Annotated in this window: 2 protein-coding genes and 1 pseudogene; all 3 read left to right on the top strand. The window is 57.6% G+C overall.

What is annotated here, in order from left to right:
- Nucleotides 1–208, top strand: a pseudogene (locus WBV89_RS05675) (alpha/beta hydrolase); the annotation flags it as partial.
- Nucleotides 205–1,761, top strand: a complete 1,557-nt coding sequence (locus tag WBV89_RS05680) for an alpha-L-fucosidase (protein ID WP_423980365.1) — start codon at nucleotides 205–207, stop codon at nucleotides 1,759–1,761. The pseudogene WBV89_RS05675 and the gene WBV89_RS05680, both read left to right, overlap by 4 nt.
- Nucleotides 1,762–1,819: 58 nt before the next feature.
- The coding region (locus WBV89_RS05685; protein ID WP_423980366.1) for a DUF7133 domain-containing protein at nucleotides 1,820–2,124 on the top strand (305 nt) is incomplete at its 3' end.

The raw sequence follows: 2,124 nt of genomic DNA on the forward strand, positions 1-2,124 counted from the left end.
ATCCGTGCCCTTGTTGCTTGTTTGTGGTGCGGCCGACACCACCGTGCCCTACGCGGAAAACGGTGCGATCATGAAGCAGCGCTACGAAACACTGGGAGGCCCTGTCGAAATCATCCTGCAGGAGAACGTGGGCCACCACCCGCACGGTCTTGGAGATCCGGCCCCCGTCATTGAATTCATCCTCAGTTCCACGGCCACTGCACCATGAAGATCACCCACACGAATTTGAAAATCCTTCCGCTGCCAGCCCGGGCGCTCCATGATCCCTGCGGCAACGTGCTCCCCAGCCGACTGCCTAACCCATTTACCCAAATTTTCTCACTTATGAACCGTCGAATCATCCATTCCATCATCCTGGGCCAGTTGCTGGCCGCCGGAGTGTGCCATGCCCAGACTGCCGCCGGGGACGAACTCGGCGAAGCTGCCTCCGCGGTGGATTCGTGGGCCGCCGCCCAAGGCGGGGCGAATGCCAAGCTGCATGAACGCATGGTTTGGTGGAAGGACGCGAAATTCGGCATGTTCATCCACTGGGGCGCCTACTCAAAGGCGGGTGGCGAATGGAAGGGCGAGACCAATCACCACGAGTGGCTTCAATTCACCGCCAAGATCCCGCTCAAGGAATACACCGAGTTTGCCAAAGGGTTCGACCCGAAGGACTTCGATGCCGATGAATGGGTCACGGTCGCCAAGAATGCCGGGATGAAATACATGATCATCACGTCCAAGCACCATGACGGGATCGCGATGTATGACTCGCAGGTGAGCGATCACAACATCATGAAGCTAGCTGGCTTGGAGAAGGATCCGATCCGCCAACTCGCCGAGGCCTGCCGGAAACAGGGAATCCGCTTCGGGGTTTACTATTCGCTCGGCCGCGATTGGGAGTATCCCGATTGCCCGACCGGAAAATACAAGGCCGGCTGGCGTAGCAATCTCATCGATTTCCCCGATGAGAAGAACAAGGACTTCTCGAAATACTTCGAGCGCAAGGTCAAGCCGCAGGTGCGGGAGTTGCTGACCAACTACGGCCCGATTGATGTGATGTGGTTTGACACTCCGGAACTCATCGAACCGTCCCAAAGCAAGGAACTGCTCGAAATGATCCGTTCCATCCAGCCGAATTGCATCGTCAACCAGCGGGTTGGCAATGACCTCGGAGATTACGGGACTCCTGAACAAACGATCCCTCCCGAAGCCTCGTCCAGTCCGTGGGAAACCTGCATGACCCTCAACGGTCACTGGGCCTACAATAAGGCGGATCACAAGTGGAAGAGCGCCGGGTCACTCATCCGCAACCTCGTCGACATCTCAAGCAAAGGTGGCAATTACCTGCTCAATGTGGGTCCGACCGGAGAGGGAGTCATTCCTCAGCCCAGCGTCGAACGGTTGACCGAAATCGGCGACTGGCTGAAAACCAATGGTGAGTCCATCTACAATTGTGGTCCGACGCCATTCGGTGAAGAACTGGGATCCTATAGCGAGGGCGAGAAGGACAGCAAGGGGCGGCCGAAGTTCGTTGCGAAGAAGGAATGGCGTGCCACCACCCAACCGGGGAAACTCTACATTCATGTCCTCACCTGGCCATCTGGCACGCTGATGCTCCCCGTCGTGAAACAGAAGATCGCCAAGGCCTACCTGTTGGCCGATTCGGAGCACACGGCGCTCGAACTCAAGCAAGGGGCTGATGGCGTGACCATCAGTCTTCCGAAACAAGCCCCCGATCCAAACGTTTCAGTCATTTGTCTGGAATTTTCCAACTGATTCTGCCGAAACGACTTACATCCGCCCCTTCCTCATCCGAACGTTTTCCCTGACCCTCATGATTCCACGCACCGCACGGCTGGCCGCTTCGTTCCTGCCAATCCTCCTGTCGCCACTGACCGCCCATGCCGCCAAGCCGGGCGCAACCGTTTATCAGTCCGGATTCCTCTCGAAGGAGGATGCGATGAAGTCGATCCAACTGCCCGACGGCTACAGCCTCGAACTGCTCCTCAGCGAGCCGCTGGTGAATGAGCCGGTGATGACGGCCTGGGACGGCAACGGGGCGATGTATGTGGTGCAGATGCTGACCTACATGCAGGATCTCAACGCGTCCGGCGAGAAGAAGCCGACAAGCATCATCAC

Origin of the sequence: Ilumatobacter sp., from assembly GCF_049588435.1 — a bacterium.
GTDB lineage: Bacteria > Actinomycetota > Acidimicrobiia > Acidimicrobiales > Ilumatobacteraceae > Ilumatobacter_A.

Coding starts and splice junctions, on each gene's coding strand:
- WBV89_RS05680 (WP_423980365.1), top strand. CDS start 205: ATGAAGATCACCCACACGAATTTGAAAATCCTTCCGCTGCCAGCCCGG.